Here is a 25,881-nt window from a genome sequence, read left to right as displayed (position 1 = left end):
CCTCCTTAGATAAGCCTTTCTTCGCCTAATCTCTTAGCAACATTGTTGGCAAGGAATAGCATAATAATAGCGATTACACTCTTAAAAATACCGGCTGCCGTTGCAAGCGAATAGTTGAACTGGTTAATACCATACTTTATAACGTAAATATCTATAGTCTCGGACCAATCCAGAACAGGTCCCTTACCTAACAGGTACTGAATTTCAAAACCAGCTTCCATCACGTGTCCTATAGACATTATTAGAAGTACTACAAAGGTAGCTTTAATTCCCGGAAGTGTAACATGCCACATCTTTTTAAATCTTCCGGCTCCATCCAAGCCCGCCGCCTCATATAGAGCAGGGTCGATGGCAGTTATTGCGCCAAGGTAAATTATAGTATTCCACCCAAGTTCTTTCCAAACATTAGTGGCACCTACAATCCCCCAGAAATATTTTCCTTCACTCAGCCAATTAATTGGAGAATTAATTATACCTAACTTCACCATGACTATGTTTATAATACCTCCCTCGGTAGAAAGGCAAGTAGCCACAATACCGGTTACAATTACCCAAGATAAAAAGTGAGGTAAATAAGATATTGTCTGAACAGTTCTCTTGAAGAACACATTCTTAATTTCGTTTAGAAGTAATGCAAGTACTATTGCTGTTATATAACTTAGTACCAGATTAATAAAACTCATGCAAATTGTATTTCTGAAATCTCTTATAAAATTTTCATCTTTAACGAGATATTTGAAGTTTTGGAGACCCACCCACTTTTGCTCAAAGAAGCCCTTTGCCGGTTTATAATTCTGGAAAGCCATGAGCCAGCCCCAAATCGGTACATACGAAAATACTAAAACATAAATGAGCATCGGTACGGACATGAATATAAGCTGCTTTTGCTTTACAAGCGTGTTCCAGGTTATTTTATGTCCCGTCAATTTATTGCCTTGTAGTTTTTTTTCAGCTAAAGCTGTTACATTATTAGCCATACTGCCTCCCAGTAAATCAAGTCATTGGATTTTTTAATTATCCATTGGAGCATATAAAATATGCTCCAATGGACTTTTATATCTCTTATTTCCAGTTCTCTGCTCTCCACTTAAGTTGATCATTAATTCTATCAACATATGCTTTAATGTCTTCTTTGTGAAGTTGATTTACATATTCAGTCCATACACTGTCAAACTTATCAGGGCTAGCAAGTATTGCCTTTGGCAGATATTTAGTTGCAATATCTCCAGCTTTTGTGTTTGCCATGGCTGCAGGTGAACCGTCAACAAGATCAACCTGCCATGCTGGATATGAAATTCTGTTTTCTGGAGCTGGGCTAAAGAAATCAGACTGTTGGTCATATCCGTATGCTTTTAAGAAATCTTTGTCATACTGGTCAAGTGCATCATAGTATTCTTTTGGCTGTCCGCCTGGGCCGGTAGCGTTTCCATCGCTGAATGTACCTTCCATTTTAGGAGCATAGTACCAGAGAGTATGAGCCATGTTTCCAAGTCTCCATGTCTGGTCATTGTAGTTTACACGTTGTTCAGGAGTCATGTAGAACATGCCCTTATCGTCAACTTTATAATCTTCGCCTTCGATTCCCCAACCGAGGATCTTCTGCCATTTTTCTGTTAATAATGCATCAAAGAATTTAACTATTCTTGCAGGGTCTTTTGCGCTCTTTGTAATAGCATAACCTGTGTTAACATTAAGTACAGGTCTGTCCATGTAGTAATCCTTAGTTCCTTCATCGAATACTACCGGCAATGGAGCATATGTTCTTTCAAACTTCTTCTGAGTCTTCAATGTTAATTCAGCATTGCTGAAGTTCCAGTGCTGGTCAAACATACCAAGAACTCTACCGCTTGAAAGTTTAGCTATATACTGGTCATAGTTCATAGTAAATGATTCCGGGTCAAGTAAACCCTTTGAATTTATTTCATTAAGTTTCTTGTAATATCTCTTCGCATAATCCTTATCCCAGAAGAATTCTGCAGTATTAGTCTTATCGTCAACTACAACACCGCCATCGTTTGGATGACCAATCAAATGTTGAGGTGGATTCTTTAGACAGAAATCTCTCCAACCTTCTGAAAGAACTTCAAATCCGATTGTTGGCTGTCCGTCAATTTTAGGATTCTTTGCTTTATACTTTTCTATAAGTTCGAAGTACTGGTCAAGAGTTTTAACTTTTGGGAAACCAGCATCCTTCAATACTGCTTTTTGCATAAAGAAGGCAGGACCTTCATTAACATTTATACTGAAATCGTTATAAAATACACCGTAGTCAGGCATTACATAGAAATGTCCGTCTGCAACATCTTTTACCTTGTTCTTGTAAGGTTCAAAATGCTTCTTAAGGTTTGGAGCATCTTTATCGATTATGTCCTCTAAAGCAACTAAAGCACCGGCTCCTGTAAACTTACTAACTGTATCTGAGCCAAGAGTTATTACATCCGGATATTCTCCGCCGGCAATCATAACACCTATTTTCTGATTTTTGTCACCTACTAAGTACTCAAATTTACAAGTAACGCCAAGTTCTTCTTTAATTTTCTTGTAAATCTTGTTATCAGGTGTTGGTGCCTGACCAGGGTCTGAGACAAAGAAGCTTATCTCCACAGGATCCAATTTTTCAGCTGTTGAACCTGTTGCTGCTGCGCCGGAAGTTGTTGAAGTAGAAGAGCCGCTCTTATCTGAACCGCCACAACCTGTTAATACGAAGCTAACTGATAATAAACCCGTTAATAGTGCTGCTAGCCAATTTTTCTTTTTTAAGATCATTTTTTCTCCTCCTTATTTTTATAAGCAGAATCACATAAAAATCAGTGACGCTACACCCTTATTATCAGTTTTTAAGCTATACATTTCAATTTGTAAAAATAAAGATTTAGTACCTAAAAATTTTAGTTCTTGTTATTTAACATAATTTTGTAGTCACTTGGTTTTATGGAGAACTTTTTGACAAACTGATCAAGGAAATTGCTGTATGAACTATACCCCACTCTCTCAGCAATTTCGTGAACTTTCAGACTGGTATTCTGTAACAGGGTTTTTGCTTCTTCCATTCTTAGACCATGGAGATACTCATTGAAACTGCATCCAAACCACTTGTTTATCTGGTGTCCAAGATAGTTTGGGTGTATGTAAAGTTTCTTGGAAATCTCCCTGATTGTCAGGTTTCTTGTGTAGTTATTCTTTATATATTCCTCCACAAGCTTCATATCTGAATTCTTTGTATTGTTTTTTAAGCTTTTAGCATATATAACGAATTTGGTACAATACTCATATGTCATGTTCTCCATTTCATCTATTATCAGGCTTCTTGCCAGTATTCCCGTAATAGAATCGAGCAGAGGTATCTGATTTGTATTACCGCCTAAGCTGGATACTATAGCTATACTTTTATATATTATGTTAACAATATACATTTTTATTATTTCAGGTGCCGTAAACTCACGGCGGAAATCAGAAAATACTGCTTCAACGGCTTCTTTTATTCTCATTTCCTCCAGACTGTCGAGAGCATTATACATATCCTCAATTTTATAAATACCCTCAAAGCTGTAGTTTAGTGTAAAATCCTTTATGTTTTGATAGTAAATTGTACTGCCGGGAGGGCTGAAAAATCTATAGTCTATTGCCTTATGAGCCTGAGACATAGAGTGGGAAAGTTCAGAAAGTTCAGTTACCGTCTTTCCGACTCCTATATAAAAGCCTTCCCCAAAAATTGTTGATACATTTAATTTTAATGTTTCTATTACCTTATCAGTCTGCATTCCACATATTGTGCAAACCACGATACCTTCCAGCACTGTATTTGATAATATGGGATATATATATATACCCTCAAGGCCTGTATTCATTATTTCTTTTAATATGCCCTGTGTGTCCTCGCTGGTATCATGTTTTTTTAAGTTCACTGGTTCCCAAACCTGTGGTGTACCTAAACAAACATAAAACCAGTTGGCATTACTTTTCGATATATCCCCCGGCATTCTGCTCTTAAGTTCCTCTTCATCCAAATTCCCTAAAAGAAATTTTCCGAGTAGACTTCCTATATCAGAATTTATGTTTTCAACAGTGATTTTCCCCAATTGATATTTTTTCTCCAGAATCTCTACTATTTCTTCTAGTACTTCAGAAAATTCATCCTTGAAGACCGGCTTTAAAACATAATAGCGGATTCCATACTGCATTGCTGTTTTTGCATATTCAAATTCATCATAGCCGCTTACAATTATAAACATTGTATCGGGATTTACATGTTCCATTACATTTCTTATTAATTCCAGACCATCCATTCCGGGCATTTTTAAGTCTGTTACCACTAAGTCAGGCTTAATTTCTTTAATTGCATTTAATGCCTCATCACCATTTTCACATTCACCGCAAATGGTGAACCCAAGCTCTTCCCAATCTGCAACAATCCTTAATGCTTCCATCGCCATAGGCTCATCATCTACAAGTAAAACCTTAAACATTAAAAAGCCTCCTCCATGAAAAATGCATAATAATCTATATAATATATATCAAATATTGTAATCCAGACTCTATAGCTTTTCAAAAGGGACAGTAAAATAAATAGTTGTACCCGCATTAATTCGGCTCTCAATATTGAAAGCTACATCTTCCCCATAATAAAGTCTTAGACGCCGGTAAACATTTCTAAGGCCTATACTTGCACTTAGCTCTACTTCGCTTTTTATGTTTTCCATCAGTTCCATCAAGGTATACTGCTCCATACCGGAGCCGTTATCTTTCACTCTTACCAGTAAACCTGATTCGCACATTTCAATATTTATATTTATAATGCCTACCTCTTTTATTGCCTGAATACCATGTTTGCAGGCATTTTCAACCAAGGGCTGAAGACTCATTTTAGGTATTTTATAGTCAAGTAAGGTTTCATTTACATTAATCTCATATTGAAATTTGTCACAGAAACGGAATTTTTCTATTTTCAGATACATTTCTGTAAAGGACAGTTCTTCTTCAATAGTTACCAAATCATCCTTCCAGCTTAATAAACGTCTCAATGTCTTTGAAAGGTATTTTATGACGTCTACTATTTCTGTGTAGTTATTTTTTATGCTGACTACCAATATGGCATTTAGTGTATTAAATAGAAAATGAGGATTCATCTGGCTCTGGAGAAAATTTATTTCCGCCCTAACCCGCTCAAGTTCAAGACTCTTTTTTTGCAGTTCCAGCTTATATACATCGTTTATAAGTGTATTTATTCTTGCTGCCATAAGGTTGAAGTTTCTGATAACTCCGCCGATTTCATCTTCTCCTTCGTTTATATCAATCAAATCAAACTTTCCGTCTTTGAATTTCAGCATGTGTTTAGAAAGTTTTTTCAATCTATAATTGTACGACCGCACAATTATAAACATAAGAAGTGAGGAAATTAGTATACTTATAAAAGCAAAAATCAATACAAAGCTCAGGGTATCCCCTACAGAGTCAGATATACGCTCTCTGTTGGTAACACCTATAAGCTTCCACCCTTTAAAATATGATGCACTCCCCAGATGTGTTTCGAGAACCATATTTTCCTGCCCCAGAGAACGATTGCTAAGTTTTTGGAGGACATCAATATTACTCTGTCCATTTCTTCCTGTAGTTGAACATACTATAGTATTTTGGGGATCCAACAAGTATAAACTCATAAAATCTCTTTCACGATTGAAAATAGTAAATACCTTGTCAAGACTTATGTCAACCTTGAGTATTTTCTCACGGCTGCCTAAGGAATGGTTGTTTTTGGAGCTTCTGAGTATACTTAAATACTGTATTGGCCTAACGGGAGCACTGTTTGTAGTTCCCAGATATGTTCTGATTATAACCTGTTCGTTAGACTCTGACAGGTCTTTGTACCATGGAGTGTTTTTTATACTTTTGTCTATATAGAAGTATGTACCTCCCGGCCTTATGCTGGGGTTATCTACATATAAACCTATATTTGTAATATAATTATATGCTACAGAGTACATAGACAGTCTGTTTCTCAGGGTACTATTATAAATATCGTAGTACTCCCCTACATTTTCATATTCGGCGTCCAATAAATCATATATGGTTGCATCTGTAGATATGGAATGACTGGCAGCGATACCACCCTCTATTAAGGTATTGATATCGTTTTTTGCTCTCTCCATGGAAATATTATAGTTATTTTCTTCTCTTTGAGTGACTACCGTGTAGAATTTTTCGAGAAATGCCACATTAATTAATATTATTGGTGTTAATATGCAAACTACGTATATTATAAGAAATTTGATTGTTAACGGAATATCGTTAACTTTACTTAAAATTCTCGGCTTAGTTTTCATGGTAGATTCATCTCCGAATTAAGTAGTTTTACCTGTTTTAAAAGCTGATGGAGGCAGATTGGTAATTGCTTTAAATTTGCTTAAAAAATATTTCGGATCATTGTATCCCACAGCACTCGAAATCTCGCTCACCTTCATATCCGTTCTCTGAAGAAGTTTTTTGGCTTCTTCTATACGTATAGTATTCAGGTAATCGTTGAACTGCATGCCGGAAAACTTTTTAAATAGCTGCCCCAGATACACAGGATTCATGTAAAAATGCCGTGCTACCTCTTTGAGCTTAATGTCATTACAGTAATTTTGTTTTATATAATTTTTCACCTCAGATACAATGTACTGAGGATTTCCCTGTTTAAAACCATTTATATGCGATGCCGCACTCAAGCACTGCTTCAGGAATTCTCCACGAAGTTCCGGCATATTCATGTGCTCTGCCGTTTTCTGAAACTCTAACGCAAGAGTTAAAAACTCTTGCAAATCACCGTTTATTTCCATTATAACCTTTACCAGCTCCATCTGGAAGCTCATAAGATATGCAATGATTATCTGAGGAGCACTGAGGTTTTGAGAAAAATTCTCAAAAAGTCTGCCTACAACCGGTTCAATCTCATCAGCGCGGTTTGATCTTATTAACTCTAACAATGTGTTATAATCTTCCGTACACATTTCGAAATTAATATTTAAACCCTTAACATTTTCATATTTTATAAAGCTTTTATCAGGGGAATAAAATTTAAAGCCAATGGCAAAAAGAGCCTGTCTATATGCCTTGCTTATTAGGGATAGGCCCTTTTCAGAATCACTTATTGAGGCGTAAACCACGTCTCCGCATATTTGGTTTAATTGTATAAGCAAGCCTTGAGCTAACTCCTCAAGGGAATTGAAAAACGGCATTTTTTCACTGGCTATTATGCCGATTCTTCCTTTTCCATCTTCAAAAATATGTAACTGAAAAGCCGGACCAAGTGCATCTTCTATGACCTTTCCGGCTTGTATTCTATTCATATTCAGTCCGATTTTTTCTTCTCCGTGGGCCCAGCTCTCAGCTGAATCAATTTCAAAAAGAATACACCGAAGCTCCTCATCCTCTGCAATATTCAGAAGCATGCCTACCCTGCCTATGAGAGACGGCTTATTATCTCCGTTTATCAGTCTCATAATGCTCTGATTTGCAATGAATGAAAGTTGTTTATTTATATTCTCTGTTTTTTTCCGTTCCTGTCTGATTTGTTCTGCCAGTTTTGTAACAACACTATCCAGTTCAACATCATCCAAGGGTTTGAGCAAGTAGTTGCTTGCATTGTACAGCATGGCACGTTTTGCATATGAAAAATCATCATAGCCGCTGAGTATAACAAACTTTGCAGTGGATTTGAGTTTCTGAGTGGACAGCCTTATTAATTCCAGACCATCTATTCTGGGCATGCTTATGTCAGTAATTATAAGATCGGGGTTGCATACTCTCACAATTTCCAGTGCATCCTCACCATTTGATGCTTCACCGCAAATTCTAAAGCCATGTGCTTCCCAATCCAGCATAACTTTCAGCCCTTCAAGAACATATGGTTCATCATCTACAAGAAGTACTTTCAACATTTAGTGCAACCTTCCTTATATAATTATTTATGCAATTTAAATGGGAAATTCACTATCCTCTCAAACTTTTCAGCAGAATATAAGGCTTTGTCCTGCTTTTAATTCAACTGCACTCTCTCCGTCTTTTGAAAACCATACCGAAACAGCGCTGGGGTTATATACTATTGTTTGGTCAACACTGAATACCAACCCTTTTAGAGCACATATATAATCTTTTATTTCTATATTGGTGGCATACCATACTTCCGGGTCATCAGCAGCCGCCTTACAGAAATCCTCAATAACCTCCCAGTTATTTTCCCTGTGGAACTCAAAGCTGTGTCCCCATATATAGAATAACGGAAGTTTTTGCCATGGTGCAGGATTTTTGAAGTCCACAAGCTTATCCTTTATATCACTATTATGATGACATGTAGGATTCCATTCCAAAAAATTTGATGGCATGGAAAAACCGCCGGTTGAATTAACCGTACGTGAGTATTCAATACCTAATACCTCCAGAGCATTTATTACATTGGAATCATATGCTCCAAAGGGATATGACATACCTCTGACAGGATAACCTACTTGTTTTTCGAGCCAACGTTTGTCTTCCCTTACCTCTTCCACAAGCTGTTCCTTAGGTAACTTTGTGAGATAAGGATGAGTTACACTGTGACAGGATACTTCGTGCCCTTTATACAGACTTCCAAGCTCTTCTTTTGTGATAAAGCCTTCACTTCCCAAGATTCCTGAATTAATATGAAAAGTTCCTTTCATATTGTACTTGTTGAATATTTCAACAAGTCGTCGGTCATGTATCTGACAATCATCGTAGCTAAATGTTAACGCCTTTTTCTTGCCTTGAGGATAGTAAAATTCATATCTCATGTCATTAATCGCCCTTTTCTTCCATTTTACAACACAATAGGCAAAAAGCCAATCGGTTTTATTCGACAAGTGTTATTACAATGCACCCTCTTATCATAGCATATGTTTTCATTGTTGCAACCACTATAATTAAAGTATTTATGGCAGTATAAAACCCACTTGGAACAAGTCCAAGTGGGTTTTGATAAGCCTGAACTGCATTTAATTTTTTACTTCTTTTTTAAAGCAGCTAATTTCTCATCAACGATTTCCTGTCCGCCTGACTTCATGTACTCGCTAACGAGTTTGTCGTAAGTCTTATCGAAATCAGCAACCTTACATGTAATACTCTTAACAAATATTTCTGATTCCTTATCAGTAAGAGCCTTCTGATATTTTGCCTGTGATTGTATAACAGTATCAAAATGAGGAATATAATTCGCATCTGTAAGTGAAATTTCATATGCCTTTTTGAATGTATCTTCAAATCCGGGATATCCGAAAGAAGCAGCTTGTATGTTCTTTGCAGGATCTCCGAATTCTTTACCGTTAACTATTAATGACAAGTCAGTGTAGTTTGCTTTCTTGGCATCAGGAAGCTGATCATTCTGTATGAAATTAGCTGGGATACCATCAACTTCGTCTGTGTATTGGTCACCCTTAACACCATTTTGAAGGAACTTAATTACTTCAGGTTTTGACTGCCATTCAAGATACTTAATAGCCGCTTCTGCATGTTCACTTGCCTTAGGAACTATTAAATACAAACCGTTAGGGTTATACTTCATTTTTGGATGTTTGCCTTCTGAGTTTGTGAAAGGATCACATGGAACCATATCTGCCCCGGGAACCTGCTTTTTCAGCTCGGATAATAATCCCGGAGTAACTCTAAGCGGGAAGTCATAATTATGTATCATGAATCCGATTCTTCCCTGTGATACATCTTTTTCATATTGCTTGCCATCTTTATCAAGTGCAAACTGAGGATTAATTATACCTTCGTTGTATAATTTGTTCAGGAACTTCATACCATCCTTGAATCCCGGAATTACCCAGTTTGGCAATGTCATTCTTTGTTCTTCTGAAATTGGTTTCTTAAAGGATTCCAATAACATTGATGTAGTCCAGTTAATGTTGTTTGGATCTACAAATGTGCTGAAAGGATAGTTCTTGTCACCGAGTTTTCCCGGATCCTTTTCCTTAAATGCCTTCATTACCTTATACCACTCATCTGTAGTAGTAGGAACGGACATTCCCACTGCGTCCAGCCAATCTTTACGTATATATGATGCAAAACAACCTTCTATAACTCTCTTTGCAGGAACAGCAAGCTGCTTTCCATCAAATTTACCATAGTTAAGAAGGGTTTCTCCAAGGTATGATGTAAGATTTGGAGCATTCTTCTTTAAAAGATCTCCTATATCTGTAAGTCCGCCACTCTTAACATAATTGTATATAATTCCATCATTGTAAGTAAAGCTGATATCCGGAGCTTGGTTTGATGCCATAAGAACGTTCAGCTTTTCTACTTCCTGCTGTCTTAAAACGGGCACGAACTTTACATTAATGTTGTTGGGCTTACCAAAGTTCTCTTGTATCCATTTTGTCTGGAAATTATCATCTGCCTTATATCCAGGTGTAGCTCTGTCAAAAACTTCTACTGTTAATTCTACTGCAGGACCTGATTTTGCTGAATTGGATGATGAAGAACTCTTTGAACTATCTGCGTCTGTTCCGCCATTTGAGCCACAGCCTGCAAATAGAGTAATGCTCATAGATGTCAACAGTGCCAAGCTTGCAATTCTGGTACTTAGTTTTTTCATTAATATCTCCTCCATTACTTTATTTTATATATAAATCTCCAGATTATCCGAAGATTTTATATCAGCCCTTGACAGCACCTATCATTATACCGCTGACAAAGTATTTTTGAAGCTTTGGATATACAAGAACTATTGGTAAGGTTGCAAATACTACACAGGCTGCTTTAAGACTTTCCGGCAGGAGGTTCTGTGACATATTTCCGTCTCCTATGGATGCATCTACAGTCTGGCTGTTAACAATTATCTGATATAGCTTTAACTGCAATGGATATAGTTTTGAATCTGTAATATAAAAGAGAGCGTCCATGAAGCTATTCCACTTTCCAACTGCATAGAACAAACTCAATGTAGCAAGTACAGGCTTTGACAGCGGAAGTACGATTTTGAAAAGAACACCTATATCGTTGCAGCCGTCAAGTATTGCCGATTCTTCAAGACTCTCAGGCAAAGAGGTGAAAAATGTTTTTAATACTATAAGGTTAAATGCACTTAATACTCCGGGCAATATCAAACTCCATGAGCTGTCAAGCATGTGCAAATTCTTTACCAACATATAGTCCGGTATAAGTCCTCCGCTGAAATACATGGTAAATATAATCATAAGCATTATGGCATTTCTTCCTTTAAGCCTCTGCTTAGTGAGAGGATATGCTGCACAAATTGTCAGGAACATACCGATTACAGTGTAAACAACAGTAATAATAATGGTATACACAAGTGACCAAATCATTGTTGAATCCTTCAATATAGCCTTATACGATTCAAAGTTTATATTAACAGGCCAAACAAACACCTTTGATGCCAGTATTGCCGAGTTAGAACTCAATGAAACAGCGACAACATTTAATACAGGAAATAAACATAGTACTACACAAATAAAAGTTATTACATTTATAAAAATATTAAAAACCTTATCACTGGTTTTATAAACCATTTTCAATACCACCTTTCTTCTACCAAATGCCCTGCTCGCCACTCTTATTTGCTAACCAGTTAGTTACCGACAAGAATACCAACCCTACAATCGACTGGAATAATCCCACAGCAGTAGCTATGTTATATCTGGAGGACTGTAAGCCTACTCTGTATACATACGTACTGATAACATCTGAAAAGTCTTTAACTTGCTGATTTCCGAGAATGTATGGACGGTCAAACCCTATCATTGAAATCTTACCTATATTCAATATAAACAGGATAATTATTGTAGGCTTAATTGCCGGCAATGTTATGCACCATATTTTTCTGAGTCTTCCTGCTCCGTCTACATCTGCTGCTTCGTACAATTCTGCAGGTATTCCGGTTATAGCTGCCAGGTAAATAATCATACCCCATCCTGCACTCTGCCATATTCCGATGCCTGTGTACGTTGCCAGCCAATGCCACTTTTCAGTTAAGAAAGGTATTGTTTTAAATCCCATTGATTTGATGATTGTATCAATCATTCCGAAATTTGGTGCGAATATCTGGAGTGCTATTCCTCCGATAATAACCCATGACAGGAAGTGCGGAAGATAGAGCATTGTCTGAGAAATTCTTTTATATCTTACAGATCTGACTTCATTAATAATAATTGCTAGAATAATTGGCGCCGGGAATCCGAATATCATATCAAATCCATTAAGCAGAAATGTATTTTGAAGTGCCCTGTAAAAATCATCGGATTTAAATACTTCCCTGAAGGCATCCCAACCTATCCAAGGGCTGGCAAACACACCCTGAAATATGTTGTATTCTTTAAAGGCTATAACGATGCCATACATCGGTACATACTTGAATATTATAAAGTACGCTACCGGAAGCACCAGTAATAAATAAAGATATATATCTCTTTTTAAGTAATGGCCAAACCCCTTTTTAGGAAGTTTATTTGGCAATGCTTTTGAAACAGCAGTATTAGTTTTCCCCATGCAAACAGCAACCCCCCTGGTTTATATTTTTGGAATCTATTGTGATAGATAAAAGCTTTGGCTCGATCTGCTGATGCCATTATTTTATCACCAGAAAATTTGAGTTCAAGAATGACAATTTTTATTGTATTTCAATTTTAATCATTTTCTCTTCGTTTAGGGGCAAAAGGACTACAAAGGACCAGAATTGGTTGTACAATAATCAATTTTGATTCATATAATTAATATTAAATATTAGCCCTATACCGGATTAATTAAAGAGGATAACATTTAATTTTTTGCCGGGAATATAACTATTTTAGCTTGATTTTTCCATTAAATTTTTATATTAATTTATAGGTATGAATTAAATATTAATATATAATAGTGACTGTGATATTTTAAGACATAAAACACGACGGGGTGCATTAATGATGAAAAATTATTCAATAATTGTGAAATTAATGATTGTGCTTTCTCTTTTTATAATTATACCTCTTATTACAATTACCTTTATTTTCAATTATGGGATAATGAAGTACTCTGAAGATGAAATAGGCCGTTCCGGTCTTGGTAAGCTTGATTCCGCAAGAAGCGTTACCGATCTTCTGACTCAGACTATTAATAATGAGAGCCTTCACCTGTCTTTGGATGAAACTCTTAACAAATTGTATGGCATGGATGATATAAATGAAGCCATTAAGGACAGCGATAACAATTTAATGCTGTATCAGTTTGTATCAAAGTTATCCGACATTGTCAGAACCAATAACGCCTACTCTTCGGTGTACTTGTACTTAGATAATTCAAACTATATAGCAACAAACAGTGGCGTGTATCCCAAGGATAACTTTCCCGATGATACCTGGCTTAAATCCTATATAAAAAGCAAAGAGCGGGGAGATCCGTTATCCTGGACAAACCCAAGACCATCCGATGCCAATGGCAGCAGCTCGGTTATATCGTATATATTCCCTTTAACCTATACTACTAATCTTAAGGGGTCTATTACCATAAATGTGTACGAAAGCAGGCTAAGCAATCTTATTAACAGTAATAATTACGACGTTGGAGATTTTATAAGCGTTATAAATTCAAAGGGTGAAGTTATATCCTCTGTTGATAAAACCATTCTTAATAAGAACTTGTCAAAGGTTTCATATATTTCAAAGGTTCTAAACAGCAGCGTTGACAGAGGACATTTTATAGAAAGCATAAACGGCAAAAGATTTCTTATTACATATCTTAAAACCGGAGCTCAAAACTGGACATTTGTAGGTGTTTTTTCACTGAATACCCTGACTACCAAGGTAAATTCACTGAAAATGTCAATAATTTATATAACAATTTTCTTGCTGGTGCTTTTTGTACTTCTGTCCTATGTAATTTCACGCAGATTGTTCAATCCTGTAAAGAAACTGGTACAGGAAATCAAGTCCAGAAAAGGTATCGACATTATAGGAAACGGAAATGAGTTTACTCTTTTGTCTAAAACCTTTGATGCTATGATAAAGCAAGAAGATCAGCTGTTCCGCACCATTGAAAAGGATCATAAAAATCTCCGTGAAAATTATTTACTTAGCCTTTTAAGGGGAAAACCCTCAATCACAGAAGACGAAATGCATCTTTTCCCCTTGAAGAACATCTTGTGCTGTGTGATATATATTGATAAATACACTGATTTCGCATCGAACTTCTCGTATGAGCATCAGTATTATCTTAAATCAGTAATACTGAACCTGTCGGAAGAAAAGGTAGGTGAAACATACATGTGCTCAGGTGTTGTTTTAGATGGAGACAAGGTAGTTCTTATTATAAATTTCCACGATGAGGACTTAATAACGGTTACTTCCGTACTGAAAAATGCTTTCTCCATTGTTCAGAAGGAAGCGGCAAAAGTAATAGAAACAACCATATCCGTTTGTCTCGGGGGTATTTACCATGACATTCTGAATATAAGGAATTCGTATAATGAAGCGCAGAATCTCATAAAACAAAGATTTATCCGGGGACACGAAGCTTTTGTATACCAAAAGGAAGAGATTTCTGACGCCAACAAGTATTTCTATCCTTTTAACATAGAAAAACAGATATTCAACAACATTGATATTGGCTCAAAAGACTCACTCTTGATTTCTCTAACCTGTTTCTTTGATGAAATTAAGCAAAACAAAAACATCAGCTATGATAATGTTATGCTTATACTGAACCAGTTACTCGGAAACACCATTAAGTATTTGCTTGATTTAAACATCAGTGTCAGCAAGGTTTTTGGAAATGACTTTAATGTATACAGTAAGCTTGCAGAAATTGAAACTCTGGACGAAGCGAGTTTGTTCCTTTCAAATATTTATTTGCAGATCATCGAGTATAATGAAAAGTTCAAAGTTGAAGGTAAAACTCATATTATGAAAATTTTGGACTATATTCATGAGAATTACAAAAAAGATATTGCAATTAATACTCTTGCGGAACATGTGGGTCTTAGCTACTCCCACGTAAGAAAAATATTTAATGATGAGACAGGTGAGAATATTGTTAACTATATTAATAACATGAGAATTGAAGAAGCACAGCGGCTACTGCGGCAAACAAACATGAATATTAATGATATTGCACTTAGTCTGGGATATAACAATAAGCAGAGCTTCAACAGGTTCTTTAAGAAATATGTAGGTATTAACCCCGGAGAGTACAGAAGTATAAAGGCAAATTAATTGCGATATAAGTGATAAAAACAAAAACAGGCGGTTAACCCGCCTGTTTTTGTTTTTGTAGTATGTTTTAATATATTTTCCTGCCTGCTTCGTCAGGTATTCCTGTTTTACGGTAGAAATAGGTGTTTATAACATCTCTCCACTCTTTGGAATGCTCAAGTTGTCCCTCAAGTCTTTCCAATACGTGGCGGAATATTTCTTCGCCCACCAAGCCTTTCAGGCTCTTCCATTTGCTAATCAATTCTTCTACCTCTACAGCACCTTTAAAATGAGTATTGTAGATATACTGAAGTAATGTTTCACCTGACTTTAGTCTGTAGTCATATGGTACGTGGTGGAAAAACAGCAGCAGTTCTTCAGGACACTTCTCCAAATTCTCATAAATCTCGGCTACATCCTTATGATACTGTCCTGCATATCCCGTTCCGTTTCTGACTGTCCTGTCAACGCCTATTCCCTTATGGTCTGCCCTGTGATATGTTCCCCACTTGTCGTATTCGTACCCGTCTACGTTAGGTCCGTAATGATGATTGGGGTTAACCATCCATCCAATACCCAGAGGTGAGGTATAATTTTCATAGGTTCTCCATGAACCCATCAGCATTTCTTTTACTGTACTTACAACCTTTTCATTGTTTGAATAAGTCATTCGTACCCATTCATCAGTAATCTGCTCTGCCGACAAATCCGGATTCCAGCATAACCGTGCATATCCGTAAGTATTTGATTGGGCCATCTGATGACCCGTCCAATTCAAGTCACTTCCAATATTGGTTACCGCTGCCATACCGCCTAATTTATTATTAAATACTGACCCTGTGATAATTTTTTTTACACTTGTGTCCTTACCTTGTGCCATTGTATCAAAATCAAGTATCTCCTTCCACATTGGCACCAGATAGCATAAATGTTTCTGCTGTCCTGTGTACTCCTGAGTTACCTGAAGCTCCAACAACTGATTTGTTTTTTGCAATCCACCGAATAGAGGTGATACAGGCTCACGTACCTGAAAATCCATAGGCCCATTTTTTATCTGGAGCAACACATTATCCTTAAACAAACCATCCAGAGGCATAAAGTTGTCATAGGCAGCCCGTGCTCTGTCGGTCGTAAGATCACGCCAATCCTGCATACAATTATAAACAAAGCATCTCCATATAACCAGACCGCCATATGGTTCTAAGGCTTCGGCAAGCATGTTCGCACCGTCAGCATGAGTACGCCCATAGGTAAAAGGCCCCGGCCTAAATTCGGAATCAGCTTTAATCAAAAAGCCTCCAAAGTCAGGTATAACTGAATATATCTCTTCTGCCTTTTCCTCCCACCACTTACTTACCTCTGCATCCAAAGGATCCGCAGTAGTAAGTCCTCCTATTTCAATAGTACTTGCAAAATTAACGCTCAGATACAGCTTTATTCCATACTCCCCAAATATTAAAGCCAGCTTTGCAACGTCCTTAAGATATCTGTCTGTTATAAGCATACTCTCATACTTGTGGACGTTAACATTATTTATAACAATACTGTTTATCCCCACAGAGCACAGAAGTCTTGCATAGTCTCTAATTCTACCAAGGTCTTGAGTTATTTTATTATTTTCAAAGAAAATGGATTTACCTGCGTAACCCCTTTCTATGCTTCCATCTATATTGTCCCAATGGTTTATAATTCGAAGCATATTTACAGGGTTTTCAATTTTTAATATTCCTTCAATCACAGTCTCAGTCTGCAGGAGTCTCAACAGTCCAAAAACCCCGTAAAGCAATCCTTTTATGGTAGTCCCGGCTACAACTATTTCCTCGCCATTGTTTGTTTTGGTTGATTTGATTATATAGCCTTCACTGCCGATTTTAACTACCTCATCATATTTTACATAGGAGTCTATTTCTTTTCCTCTTCCAAGTACTCCCAGAGCGATATAAGAGCTTTGTTCCGCCCCACGTGATGATACAGATGCATTGACTCCGAGTATTTCTTTAAATCCCCTTTTAAGCTCACTTAATGCCGTGCCTATATCTTCTTGTGAAGCAACTATATTGGATGCCCACTTGGAATACTCTTCCTTTAAGGGACTGTTTTCAAGTAAATGATATCCAAGCCAGCAGTTATATCCATTTGCATCGTATATTTCAGTATTTATGGTTGTATCAGACACTCTATTTACCCCCATTAGTCAACTTATCTATAGCTTCCCACAATCCGTTAAGATATGCTATGCCTAAGGCTCGGTCATAAAGACCATAGCCCGGCCTTGCCTTTTCTCCCCAAATCATTCTTCCGTGGTCAGGACGTATGTACCCTGTAAAGCCTATGTCATAGTAAGCCTTCATAATTTCATACATATCAAAGGAACCGTCTGATGAAAGATGTGAAGACTCATGAAATTTCCTTTCCCCAAAGAACTTCAGATTTCTTACATGTCCAAAATGAATCCTTCCCATTTTGCCGAAATACCTTATCAATTCAGGTATGTTGTTCTCAGGATTTGCACCTAAAGAACCACTGCAAAGGGTCAAACCGTTATATGGACTATCAACCAGCTTTACAAGTCTTTCAAGATTTTCTTTGCATGTAACAATCCTTGGCAAGCCAAAAAGAGGCCACGGCGGATCATCCGGATGTATGGCCATTTTTACATCGGCCTCCTCACATGCAGACAAAATATTTTCAAGAAAATATTTAAGGTTGTCAAATAATTTATCCTCATCTACGTTCTTGTATTTTTCAAAGGTATCCTTCAATTCACTTAATCTCTCAGGCTCCCATCCCGGCAATGTAAAGCCGTTAGAGCTTTTTGCAGTATCTTCTACTAATTTAACGGGATCTATATCCTTTACTATAGCATGGTTATAGCAAAGTGCGTTTGAGCCATCAGGCAAAGGATATGCAAGGTCATTTCTCAGCCAGTCAAATATAGGCATAAAGTTATAGCATATAACCTTCACCCCTACTTTTCCCAAGTTAATTATGGACTGTCTGTAGTTTTCTATGTATTTATCTCTGCTTGGCAAGCCCAGTTTGATATCCTCGTGTACATTTACACTCTCGATAACCTCAAGCTTCAAGCCTGCCTTTTCAACAGAGTCCCTGAGTGCAGTGATTTTGTCCATTGGCCAAACCTCTCCAACAGGTACATCATATAAAGCTCCTACAACTCCTGTAACCCCGGGTATTTGTCTTATTTGCTCCAAACCTATGCTGTCGTCCTTTTCACCAAACCATCGAAAGGTCATCTTCATAAGTAACATCTCCTTAATACTCCGTTTTATTTTACATACTTTTCTAATACGTTTTTAACTGCATCTTTACCTGCAATAAGTTCCTTAAAATATCCTTCAATTTTTTCGCCCAAGCCTGCACTATACAGATTTACACCAAAAATTTTATCATTTGACAGTAATGGCTTTAGATGTTCTCCAAAGGTCTCTGCCTTTCCCAGCTCAATGCCTTGGAGATGGACTTTTAACTGCTCCAGCATGGGGTCGGGGCTCAGCTCCATAGCATTTCCATTATCGTCTATTCCCATCAGGTATCTGCACCACCCTGCAATTACAAGAGGTATATATGTTAAGCTTTTTACATCATAGGTGGGATGGCTGACATATGTCTTTATTGTTTCACCAAATCGTACGGGTATTTTTTGTGATGTATCACAAGCGATTCTTTGTGGTGTATCCGGGATATACGGATTTGGGAAACGCTGATTTATTACTTCATCAATAAAGTCCTGTGGCTCAATGATTCCGGGATTAATAACCACTGGCATTCCCTCTTTATAGCCTATATTTTCTACCAGCTTTCTAAGCTGTGGATTCTTCATTTCATCGGCTATCAGTGTGTATCCCAAAAGGCATCCGAACACTGCAAGTGCAGTATGCAAAGGATTTAGACAGGTTGTAACCTTCATTCTCTCTACATTTTCAACTGTACTTTTGTCTGTGAAATACACTCCGGCATCCTCAAGGGGCATTCTACCATTGGGAAACTGGTCTTCAATTACCAGGTACTGCGGTTTCTCAGCATTTACAAACTGTGAAATATATGTATTCCTGCTTGTACGAATAATTTCAGTGTTCTCAAGTCCCATTTCCACTAAAGCCTTATTAACTGTTTCAGACGGTCTGGGAGTAATTTTATCAATCATTGAACATGGAAATGAAACCTTTGACGAGTCATTGATATATTCAAAAAACTCTTTATCAACTATTCCATTCTCAACCCATTTTTGAATAAGTGTCTGGATAGATTTTTTAAGGAGATCTCCATTATGGGAGCAATTATCCATACTTACCATAGCAACTGGAAATGCTCCTGCCAAAAATCTGCTGTACAGCAGTGATGCTGTTTTTGCAATAAGGCTCTTTGGCTCTTTGAAGCCGTGCTCCATGTCGTATACTACATCAGGGAGAAAATCATTTGTCATTCCTGTGAGTGAATAACCCTTTTCTGTAACTGTGAAGCTTACTATCTGTAATGACGGCTTACGGAAAATTACCTGCAACCTCTCCCAATCCTCAGTTCTGGCTGTATCCCCTGCCAAACTCTCGGAAACGCTTGCAATAATCTTCTTTTCAAGACTTCCGTCGGGATTAAGGTGAACCAATAAACTGAGATTATCAAAAGGTTTATACACTTTATCAATAATTTCATAATCAAAGGTTTCCGCAACAATTATTCCTGAATCTGCTTTACCCGAATTAAGAAGATTTTGTTGCAATCCTGCTATAAATCCTCTGAATATATTGCCTGCACCAAAATGAATCCATCTGGGTTCTTCATTTGTCTTTTTAAGCATTTCGTCATAATCAAATTTAGGCACTTCTACTTGGTTCGCTTCCCATGCACTGTAATCTTTTATTCCATTTTTATTTAATTTCATATTATATTTCCACCCCCGCAAAGTGTAAAAGTTATTTAATATTTCCGGTGCATTTTAGCAGTTGATTAGCTGCAAAACATTAATAAAATATCCCAAACAGAACTTTGGCTAAAAATTCGTAAGGGATAATAAAATGCTATTAGCAGCTTCGTCATCATTATAGGCAATATACCTTTTTCAATCAATATTCACTTTTAATCAGACCATATAATTTTTAATTAAATAAGTAAAACAAATAGCTGAAAGCACTGTATTTCAAGTTGTCCATGTAAAAAAGACTGCCTTTTTAACTAAGGCAGTCTTTTTATTTCAATTTTCAAAAATTACTTTCTAGCTACACCTGATTTTCTAGCTGCTTCTGCAACTGCTGTAGCAACTTCTTTTGCTACTCTTGGGTCAAATGGAGCTGGAATTACATACTCTGCATTTCTTTCTTCATCGCCAACAAGTCCTGCGATTGCAAATGCAGCAGCTATCTTCATTTCATCATTTATTTCACGAGCTCCTACATCAAAAGTACCTCTGAAGATACCAGGGAATGCAAGAACGTTATTAACCTGATTTGGATAGTCTGAACGACCTGTTCCAACAACAGCAGCGCCTGCTTCAAGAGCTTCTTCAGGCATAATTTCCGGAGTTGGGTTAGCTTGAGCAAATATTATTGGATCTTTTGCCATAGTCTTAACCATTTCCTTTGTTACAGTTCCTGCTGCTGAAACGCCGATAAATACGTCTGCTCCAACCATAACATCCTTTAATGAACCTCTCTTGCCTTCGAGGTTAGTGATTTTAGCCATTTCAGCTTTAATTGGGTTGAGGTTATCTCTGCCTTCATATATAACACCCTTAGTATCGCAAAGAACAACTTTTCTTAAACCCATTGAGAAGAGAAGCTTTGTAATAGCTATAGCCGCAGCACCTGCTCCGTTTACAACTATTGAGATATCTTCCATCTTCTTACCAACAACTTTTAATGCATTGATAAGACCTGCAGCTGTAACAATAGCTGTTCCGTGCTGGTCATCGTGGAATATAGGAATATCTGTTTCCTTCTTTAATCTTTCTTCTATTTCAAAACATCTTGGAGCAGCTATATCTTCGAGATTTACGCCGCCGAAGCTTCCTGAAAGCAATTTAACGGTTTCAACTATAGTGTCAACGTCCTTTGACTTTATGCAAAGAGGGAACGCATCAACATCACCAAAAGTCTTGAACAAACAGCATTTACCTTCCATAACAGGCATACCTGCTTCTGGTCCGATATCTCCTAAACCAAGTACAGCTGTACCGTCAGTGATAACTGCTACAAGGTTGTGTCTTCTAGTATATTTGTATGAGTTCTCAACGTCCTTCTGAATTTCGAGACATGGTTGAGCTACTCCTGGTGAATAAGCTAATGAAAGATCTCTTTTATCCTTTAAAGGAGCCTTACATACAACTTCTATTTTTCCCTGCCACTCTTCGTGGGCTTTTAGTGAATCCTCATAAATAGTACCCATTTGATATTCCTCCAAACGTTTAATAGTAAATATGTCTGTTTTTCATGCAAGAAACAAATAAACGATACTTCTATCGAAAGAATTAAGTATGTTTATTTGTTCCTCTTAATTTTACACTATTGTGAAATCTTTCACAACCTATTTTTGATTCTTTTTGTAAAAGATACTTATTAGTTTTTAAAACTTAAATATCTTTAACTTCGTTAATAACAGCTCTAACCTGCTCAGCTGAATGCTTCAGAAGTTGTAATTCTGCATCTGAAATGTTCAATTCGAGAACTTTTTCAGCTCCGTTGCCGCCAACTACTGTAGGAACGTTCACTAAAACATCCTTTATTCCGTATTGTCCGTCAAGAACAGTACCAACAGGCATGATAGTATTGAAGTCCTTTAATATGGATTCAACTATTCTGTTGATTGAGAGAGCTATACCATAGTAAGTTGCTCCCTTATTCTTTATGATAGTTGCTCCAGCTGCCTTAACTTCACTGAAAAGAGCATCCTTATCAATGCTTAAACCACTAATTTTAACATATTCATCAAATGGTACACCTGCAATATGAGATGCACTCCACAATGGTAACTGAGAATCACCATGTTCACCAACTATATAACCGTGAACGTTAGCAATGTCTACATCCAATGCTTGACTTATGTGAGTTCTTAATCTGGCACTGTCAAGAACTGTACCTGATCCTATAACTTTATTTGCCGGTAATCCTGACCACTTTTGAGTCATGTACGCTAATACGTCAACAGGATTTGATACACTTACTATTACACCTTTATTGTAGTGTTTCATAAGTTCAGTAACTATGCTCTTCATTATCATAGTGTTCTTCTTTGCAAGATCCAAACGTGTTTCGCCTGGCTTTCTTGCCGCACCTGCAGTTACAACTATAACATCGCAATCCTTAACATCTGAATAGTCTCCGGAATAAACTGTCATATTTCCTGCAAATGATAAGCCATGGCTGATATCAAGAGCTTCGCCATAAGCCTTTTCTTTATTTACATCAATTAATACCAATTCAGAAACCAAGTTGTTTATAGACATCGCATACGCTGCTGATGCTCCAACAAATCCTGCTCCTATGATCGCAACTTTAAAACCCATTAAAATCCCTCCATATTTTTCACAATTGCTATTAGCGTAACACAATATGTTTTATTATACAAACATAATTTTACCTTTTTTTTTAGATTTCTATTCCAATTAACAACGAATTTTTAAGAATACTTCATTTATTGTGGCCAAATCAAGTATTTTTAAACCTAATTACTCTGTATGTATACAAAATAATAATTTTATCAAAAAAAGACATTCTAAAATGTCTCTTATTGTTTCTATATATTTCTTTCGTATATTAATCTAAGGCCCTCTAAAGTAAGAGTGGAGTTTACGTCATTAATGGTCATTGATTCTTCGGCAATAAGTCTTGATAGTCCTCCTGTAGCAATAACCCGTACGTTATCCTCCCTCATCTCTTTTTTGATTCTATTTACAATATAATCAACCTGACCTACGTATCCGAAAAATACTCCTGACTGCATGCTTGACACAGTATTCTTTCCGATAACACTTTCAGGCTTTACCAAATCAATTCTTGGTAACTTTGCAGCTTTTTGGTACAACGCTTCTGCACTTATCTTCATACCCGGACAAATGACTCCGCCCAGATAATCTCCTTTTTCCGATATTGCACAGAAAGTAGTAGCTGTACCCATATCTACAATAATCAGCGGGCCTCCGTACAAATCAAAACCGGCTACGGCATTTACTATTCTGTCCGCACCGACTTCCTTTGGATTCTGGTACCTGATATTTATTCCCGTTTTTGTTCCGGGCCCTATAATCATGGGCTGAGAATTTATATATTTTTTTATAGCATGTTCTAAAGTATACATGATAGGTGGTACAACGGAGGCAACAACCACTGCCTGAACCTTATCTACTGATAGCTTCTCATGGTTAAACAATCCAAGTATGAGCATACCCAGTTCATCCGAAGTCCGCTCCTTATTTGTGGCAAGTCTCCAGTTTGCAAGCAACTTTTTACCTTCGAATACACCCAAAACCATGTGTGTATTCCCTACATCTACTACTAAAACCATATTTCCTCCAGATAACAAGGCCTAAACTCCGAGCCTCATGCTCCTTATTTCTTTTAACTCAAGATCTATTTCCTTTTGTATCCTTACTATATCGTTTGCAATATCCTCAACTGTTTCCTCGGCACGGGGTTTTATAGCAGGTCTCTGGTAATGCTGTTTGTATGGCTCTCTGTTGTCTCTGCCTTGAAAATTCTCCCGATGGTAATTCCTCTGGTGGTTATTTTCTCTGTGCTGAGTATCTCTTGAAGCTGCTGATTCCCTATTTGCATTATCTCTTTGGTTATTGTTATTTTCCCTTGGAGTAAATTCTTTTTTTTGCGGATTATTTTCTCTGGGTTGGTAACCTTCTTTTTGCTGGTCTCTGGGAGGTCTGGTACTTCTGACATGACTTTCCTTGTGACGTGTCTCTCCGTCCTTCTGATAAGTCTTTTGCTGTGGTGCAGGTTGAGTTGTCTGCTGTCCTGCCTGTCCGTCATCCCTTACATAATTTTTTCTCGGGTATTCATTCTTCTTAACCAATGATAAAATCCTCCTTGCCATATTTGCTAAGCACTATGTATATCCCAGCAAGCCCCTGACCTGAATCTCACCTGCTGATATTTCTCTCGTCACTCCATCTTTACATTGTACAATAAGTCTTCCGTCAGATGCAACGGATTGAGCGGTTCCAATATATTCCATATTCCTGTATGCAATCTTTACTTCTTTACCTATGGTGACTGAGTATTTTGTCCATCTGTCTATTATCTCTTTGTTTTTTCCAAGCAACACACCTTTGTATACTTCTTCAAAATTTGTAAGAATACTCCCCAGCAAATTGGACCTTGATACTGTTTCACCTTTACACATTTTTAATGAAATCGCCTTTTGCCGTATTTCATAATCAAAATGTTCCAAATCCTGATTTGCGTTTATTCCTATGCCGACAACAACATAATTGACATGCCCCGGCTCGGCACTTAACTCGGTGAGAATGCCTCCAAGTTTTTTTCCGTCTATTATTATATCATTAGGCCATTTTATTCCGCAAACTATTCCCAGAGTTTCCTCTATAGCCTCAACTACTGCAACTGATGCGGCAAGAGTTATTACCTGTAAATCTTCCGGTTTCATTTCCGGTCTTAAGACTATTGAAAACCATATTCCTTCCGATGTATCAGACTGCCATTGCCTTCCTATCCTGCCTCTTCCCGTTGTCTGCTTTTCGGCTACAACCACCGTTCCATGGGCGCAGCCCTCATTTGCAATTTTTTTTGCATAATTATTCGTTGAGTCTATTTCATCGAAGTGCTGTATATCAGCTCCAATCATCTGTCCCTGGGGAATACTAATTTCTCTTTTGTCGGGTATATCCGGAGCTTCAAGAAATCTATATCCTTTTTTGGAGGATGACTCTATAGTATAACCGTCTTTCCTCAATTCGTTTATATGTTTCCAAACCGCCGTTCTGGAGACGTTCAAAGCTTTACTGATATCTTCGCCCGATATATATTTATCTTCTTCTTTTAGTATTTTTAAAATCTGATTTTTCACATGAACCCTCTGTCTAAAATATTTTGTTTAATTCAGGCTTTCTGATGCAATATATCTCCCCGGACTCGGTTGTAAATACAGTTTTCCCACCGTCACTGCTTTTTATTGTATTAACTTTGCCCATTTCTTCAAGCCTGCTGAAAAAACTGTATAAAAGATAGTCGTCAAAATTATCGTACTGTTCTCTGAAATTATTTATAATATTATTTATGTACAGGGTTTCGGAATTTTCATAAATAACAGGTAAATCCATGCACCTGTCAAGTCTGGCCGCTTCTCCCGCCAGTATAGTCGAGGTAATAAGACATTCCGGTTTACGGTAAGTACCAAAAATATATTTCTCCAACGGAATTACTGATTTATTATACAATTCAAGGTTCTCAGGCTTTTCTTTTATAGTCTCATAGACAAAGCTGTCTGCCACGTAACATTTATCACTTCTAACATTTATCTTTATACATGTAAGGCCTTCCGAATTATACGAACTCATGTCATCCTTTGGGTTTATAAGACCTGCAAAGCACTGCTGAATATACCCCTCAATCATTACTTCCTTGTCATAGAAAGCAGACAGTTTCAGGCCGCAGTCAAGTATATCCGATACTTTATCAGAACTCACATAATAATAAACCTCAGGCATTTTATCCTCCATATAATAAAC

19 protein-coding genes are annotated in these 25,881 nt (G+C 37.2%); 1 reads left to right on the top strand and 18 read right to left on the bottom strand.

All coding sequences use genetic code 11. From position 1 onward, the window contains the following. Nucleotides 1-5 precede the first annotated feature (5 nt). The 9 genes from P0092_RS00765 to P0092_RS00725 form a co-directional block, all read right to left on the bottom strand. The gene (locus P0092_RS00765) at nucleotides 6-977 is read right to left on the bottom strand and encodes an ABC transporter permease (protein WP_004619169.1); all 972 of its coding nucleotides are present in this window, start codon (nucleotides 975-977) and stop codon (nucleotides 6-8) included. Nucleotides 978-1,062: 85 nt separating this feature from the next. After that, entirely contained in the window at nucleotides 1,063-2,766 is a 1,704-nt protein-coding gene (locus P0092_RS00760; protein WP_004619168.1) for an ABC transporter substrate-binding protein, read from the bottom strand. Between the two features lie 122 nt (nucleotides 2,767-2,888). Beyond that, on the bottom strand, nucleotides 2,889-4,466 hold the full coding sequence (locus P0092_RS00755) for a response regulator transcription factor (RefSeq protein ID WP_004619166.1): 1,578 nt from the start codon (nucleotides 4,464-4,466) through the stop codon (nucleotides 2,889-2,891). A gap of 69 nt (nucleotides 4,467-4,535) precedes the next feature. Continuing rightward, the gene (locus tag P0092_RS00750) at nucleotides 4,536-6,320 is read right to left on the bottom strand and encodes a sensor histidine kinase (protein WP_004619163.1); all 1,785 of its coding nucleotides are present in this window, start codon (nucleotides 6,318-6,320) and stop codon (nucleotides 4,536-4,538) included. An 18-nt stretch (nucleotides 6,321-6,338) separates the two neighbouring features. Then, nucleotides 6,339-7,916 (bottom strand): response regulator transcription factor, encoded by a 1,578-nt coding sequence (locus tag P0092_RS00745; protein WP_004619161.1) that lies wholly within the window; start codon nucleotides 7,914-7,916, stop codon nucleotides 6,339-6,341. Nucleotides 7,917-7,985: 69 nt separating this feature from the next. Next, the gene (locus P0092_RS00740; protein WP_004619159.1) at nucleotides 7,986-8,786 is read right to left on the bottom strand and encodes a polysaccharide deacetylase family protein; all 801 of its coding nucleotides are present in this window, start codon (nucleotides 8,784-8,786) and stop codon (nucleotides 7,986-7,988) included. A gap of 209 nt (nucleotides 8,787-8,995) precedes the next feature. Beyond that, the gene (locus tag P0092_RS00735) at nucleotides 8,996-10,588 is read right to left on the bottom strand and encodes an extracellular solute-binding protein (protein WP_004619158.1); all 1,593 of its coding nucleotides are present in this window, start codon (nucleotides 10,586-10,588) and stop codon (nucleotides 8,996-8,998) included. Between the two features lie 61 nt (nucleotides 10,589-10,649). Continuing rightward, nucleotides 10,650-11,522 (bottom strand): carbohydrate ABC transporter permease, encoded by an 873-nt coding sequence (locus P0092_RS00730; RefSeq protein WP_004619156.1) that lies wholly within the window; start codon nucleotides 11,520-11,522, stop codon nucleotides 10,650-10,652. A 19-nt stretch (nucleotides 11,523-11,541) separates the two neighbouring features. After that, a complete protein-coding gene (locus P0092_RS00725) occupies nucleotides 11,542-12,498 on the bottom strand; it encodes an ABC transporter permease (protein ID WP_004619155.1) in 957 nt (318 codons plus the stop codon). Nucleotides 12,499-12,908: 410 nt separating this feature from the next. Here P0092_RS00725 and P0092_RS00720 point away from each other — a divergent pair, with 410 nt between their 5' ends. Beyond that, nucleotides 12,909-15,194, top strand: a complete 2,286-nt coding sequence (locus P0092_RS00720) for a helix-turn-helix domain-containing protein (protein ID WP_004619154.1) — start codon at nucleotides 12,909-12,911, stop codon at nucleotides 15,192-15,194. Nucleotides 15,195-15,261: 67 nt separating this feature from the next. Here P0092_RS00720 and P0092_RS00715 read toward each other — a convergent pair whose 3' ends face one another. The 9 genes from P0092_RS00715 to P0092_RS00675 form a co-directional block, all read right to left on the bottom strand. Beyond that, entirely contained in the window at nucleotides 15,262-17,349 is a 2,088-nt protein-coding gene (locus tag P0092_RS00715; protein WP_004619153.1) for an alpha-glucuronidase family glycosyl hydrolase, read from the bottom strand. A 1-nt stretch (nucleotide 17,350) separates the two neighbouring features. Continuing rightward, nucleotides 17,351-18,433 (bottom strand): mannonate dehydratase, encoded by a 1,083-nt coding sequence (gene uxuA / locus P0092_RS00710; RefSeq protein ID WP_004619152.1) that lies wholly within the window; start codon nucleotides 18,431-18,433, stop codon nucleotides 17,351-17,353. A gap of 26 nt (nucleotides 18,434-18,459) precedes the next feature. Then, nucleotides 18,460-20,073 carry a mannitol dehydrogenase family protein gene (locus tag P0092_RS00705; RefSeq protein WP_004619151.1) on the bottom strand — a complete coding sequence of 538 codons (1,614 nt, stop codon included), beginning with the start codon at nucleotides 20,071-20,073 and terminating at the stop codon, nucleotides 18,460-18,462. Nucleotides 20,074-20,396: 323 nt separating this feature from the next. Next, complete coding sequence (locus P0092_RS00700) at nucleotides 20,397-21,572, bottom strand: NAD(P)-dependent malic enzyme (RefSeq protein ID WP_004619150.1); 1,176 nt, start codon at nucleotides 21,570-21,572, stop codon at nucleotides 20,397-20,399. A 184-nt stretch (nucleotides 21,573-21,756) separates the two neighbouring features. Then, a complete protein-coding gene (locus tag P0092_RS00695) occupies nucleotides 21,757-22,689 on the bottom strand; it encodes an L-lactate dehydrogenase (RefSeq protein ID WP_004619149.1) in 933 nt (310 codons plus the stop codon). 230 nt (nucleotides 22,690-22,919) lie between these two features. After that, a complete protein-coding gene (locus P0092_RS00690; RefSeq protein WP_004619148.1) occupies nucleotides 22,920-23,687 on the bottom strand; it encodes a type III pantothenate kinase in 768 nt (255 codons plus the stop codon). Nucleotides 23,688-23,708: 21 nt separating this feature from the next. Beyond that, nucleotides 23,709-24,206 carry a hypothetical protein gene (locus tag P0092_RS00685; protein WP_004619147.1) on the bottom strand — a complete coding sequence of 166 codons (498 nt, stop codon included), beginning with the start codon at nucleotides 24,204-24,206 and terminating at the stop codon, nucleotides 23,709-23,711. Between the two features lie 33 nt (nucleotides 24,207-24,239). Beyond that, nucleotides 24,240-25,220 carry a biotin--[acetyl-CoA-carboxylase] ligase gene (locus P0092_RS00680; RefSeq protein ID WP_004619146.1) on the bottom strand — a complete coding sequence of 327 codons (981 nt, stop codon included), beginning with the start codon at nucleotides 25,218-25,220 and terminating at the stop codon, nucleotides 24,240-24,242. Nucleotides 25,221-25,233: 13 nt separating this feature from the next. Further along, complete coding sequence (locus tag P0092_RS00675; protein WP_004619145.1) at nucleotides 25,234-25,860, bottom strand: hypothetical protein; 627 nt, start codon at nucleotides 25,858-25,860, stop codon at nucleotides 25,234-25,236. Nucleotides 25,861-25,881: the final 21 nt, after the last annotated feature.

Origin of the sequence: Ruminiclostridium papyrosolvens DSM 2782 (assembly GCF_029318685.1) — a bacterium.
Lineage (GTDB): Bacteria > Bacillota > Clostridia > Acetivibrionales > DSM-1351 > Ruminiclostridium > Ruminiclostridium papyrosolvens.
The sequence above is the reverse complement of the archived record's forward strand: the minus strand, read 5'-3'. Positions and strand labels throughout refer to the sequence as shown.

Coding starts and splice junctions, on each gene's coding strand:
- P0092_RS00755 (WP_004619166.1), bottom strand. CDS start 4,466: ATGTTTAAGGTTTTACTTGTAGATGATGAGCCTATGGCGATGGAAGCA.
- uxuA (WP_004619152.1), bottom strand. CDS start 18,433: ATGAAGATGACCTTTCGATGGTTTGGTGAAAAGGACGACAGCATAGGT.
- P0092_RS00750 (WP_004619163.1), bottom strand. CDS start 6,320: ATGAAAACTAAGCCGAGAATTTTAAGTAAAGTTAACGATATTCCGTTA.
- P0092_RS00690 (WP_004619148.1), bottom strand. CDS start 23,687: ATGGTTTTAGTAGTAGATGTAGGGAATACACACATGGTTTTGGGTGTA.
- P0092_RS00745 (WP_004619161.1), bottom strand. CDS start 7,916: ATGTTGAAAGTACTTCTTGTAGATGATGAACCATATGTTCTTGAAGGG.
- P0092_RS00705 (WP_004619151.1), bottom strand. CDS start 20,073: ATGAAATTAAATAAAAATGGAATAAAAGATTACAGTGCATGGGAAGCG.
- P0092_RS00695 (WP_004619149.1), bottom strand. CDS start 22,689: ATGGGTTTTAAAGTTGCGATCATAGGAGCAGGATTTGTTGGAGCATCA.
- P0092_RS00700 (WP_004619150.1), bottom strand. CDS start 21,572: ATGGGTACTATTTATGAGGATTCACTAAAAGCCCACGAAGAGTGGCAG.
- P0092_RS00725 (WP_004619155.1), bottom strand. CDS start 12,498: ATGGGGAAAACTAATACTGCTGTTTCAAAAGCATTGCCAAATAAACTT.
- P0092_RS00675 (WP_004619145.1), bottom strand. CDS start 25,860: ATGCCTGAGGTTTATTATTATGTGAGTTCTGATAAAGTATCGGATATA.
- P0092_RS00740 (WP_004619159.1), bottom strand. CDS start 8,786: ATGAGATATGAATTTTACTATCCTCAAGGCAAGAAAAAGGCGTTAACA.
- P0092_RS00720 (WP_004619154.1), top strand. CDS start 12,909: ATGATGAAAAATTATTCAATAATTGTGAAATTAATGATTGTGCTTTCT.
- P0092_RS00760 (WP_004619168.1), bottom strand. CDS start 2,766: ATGATCTTAAAAAAGAAAAATTGGCTAGCAGCACTATTAACGGGTTTA.
- P0092_RS00735 (WP_004619158.1), bottom strand. CDS start 10,588: ATGAAAAAACTAAGTACCAGAATTGCAAGCTTGGCACTGTTGACATCT.
- P0092_RS00730 (WP_004619156.1), bottom strand. CDS start 11,522: ATGGTTTATAAAACCAGTGATAAGGTTTTTAATATTTTTATAAATGTA.
- P0092_RS00765 (WP_004619169.1), bottom strand. CDS start 977: ATGGCTAATAATGTAACAGCTTTAGCTGAAAAAAAACTACAAGGCAAT.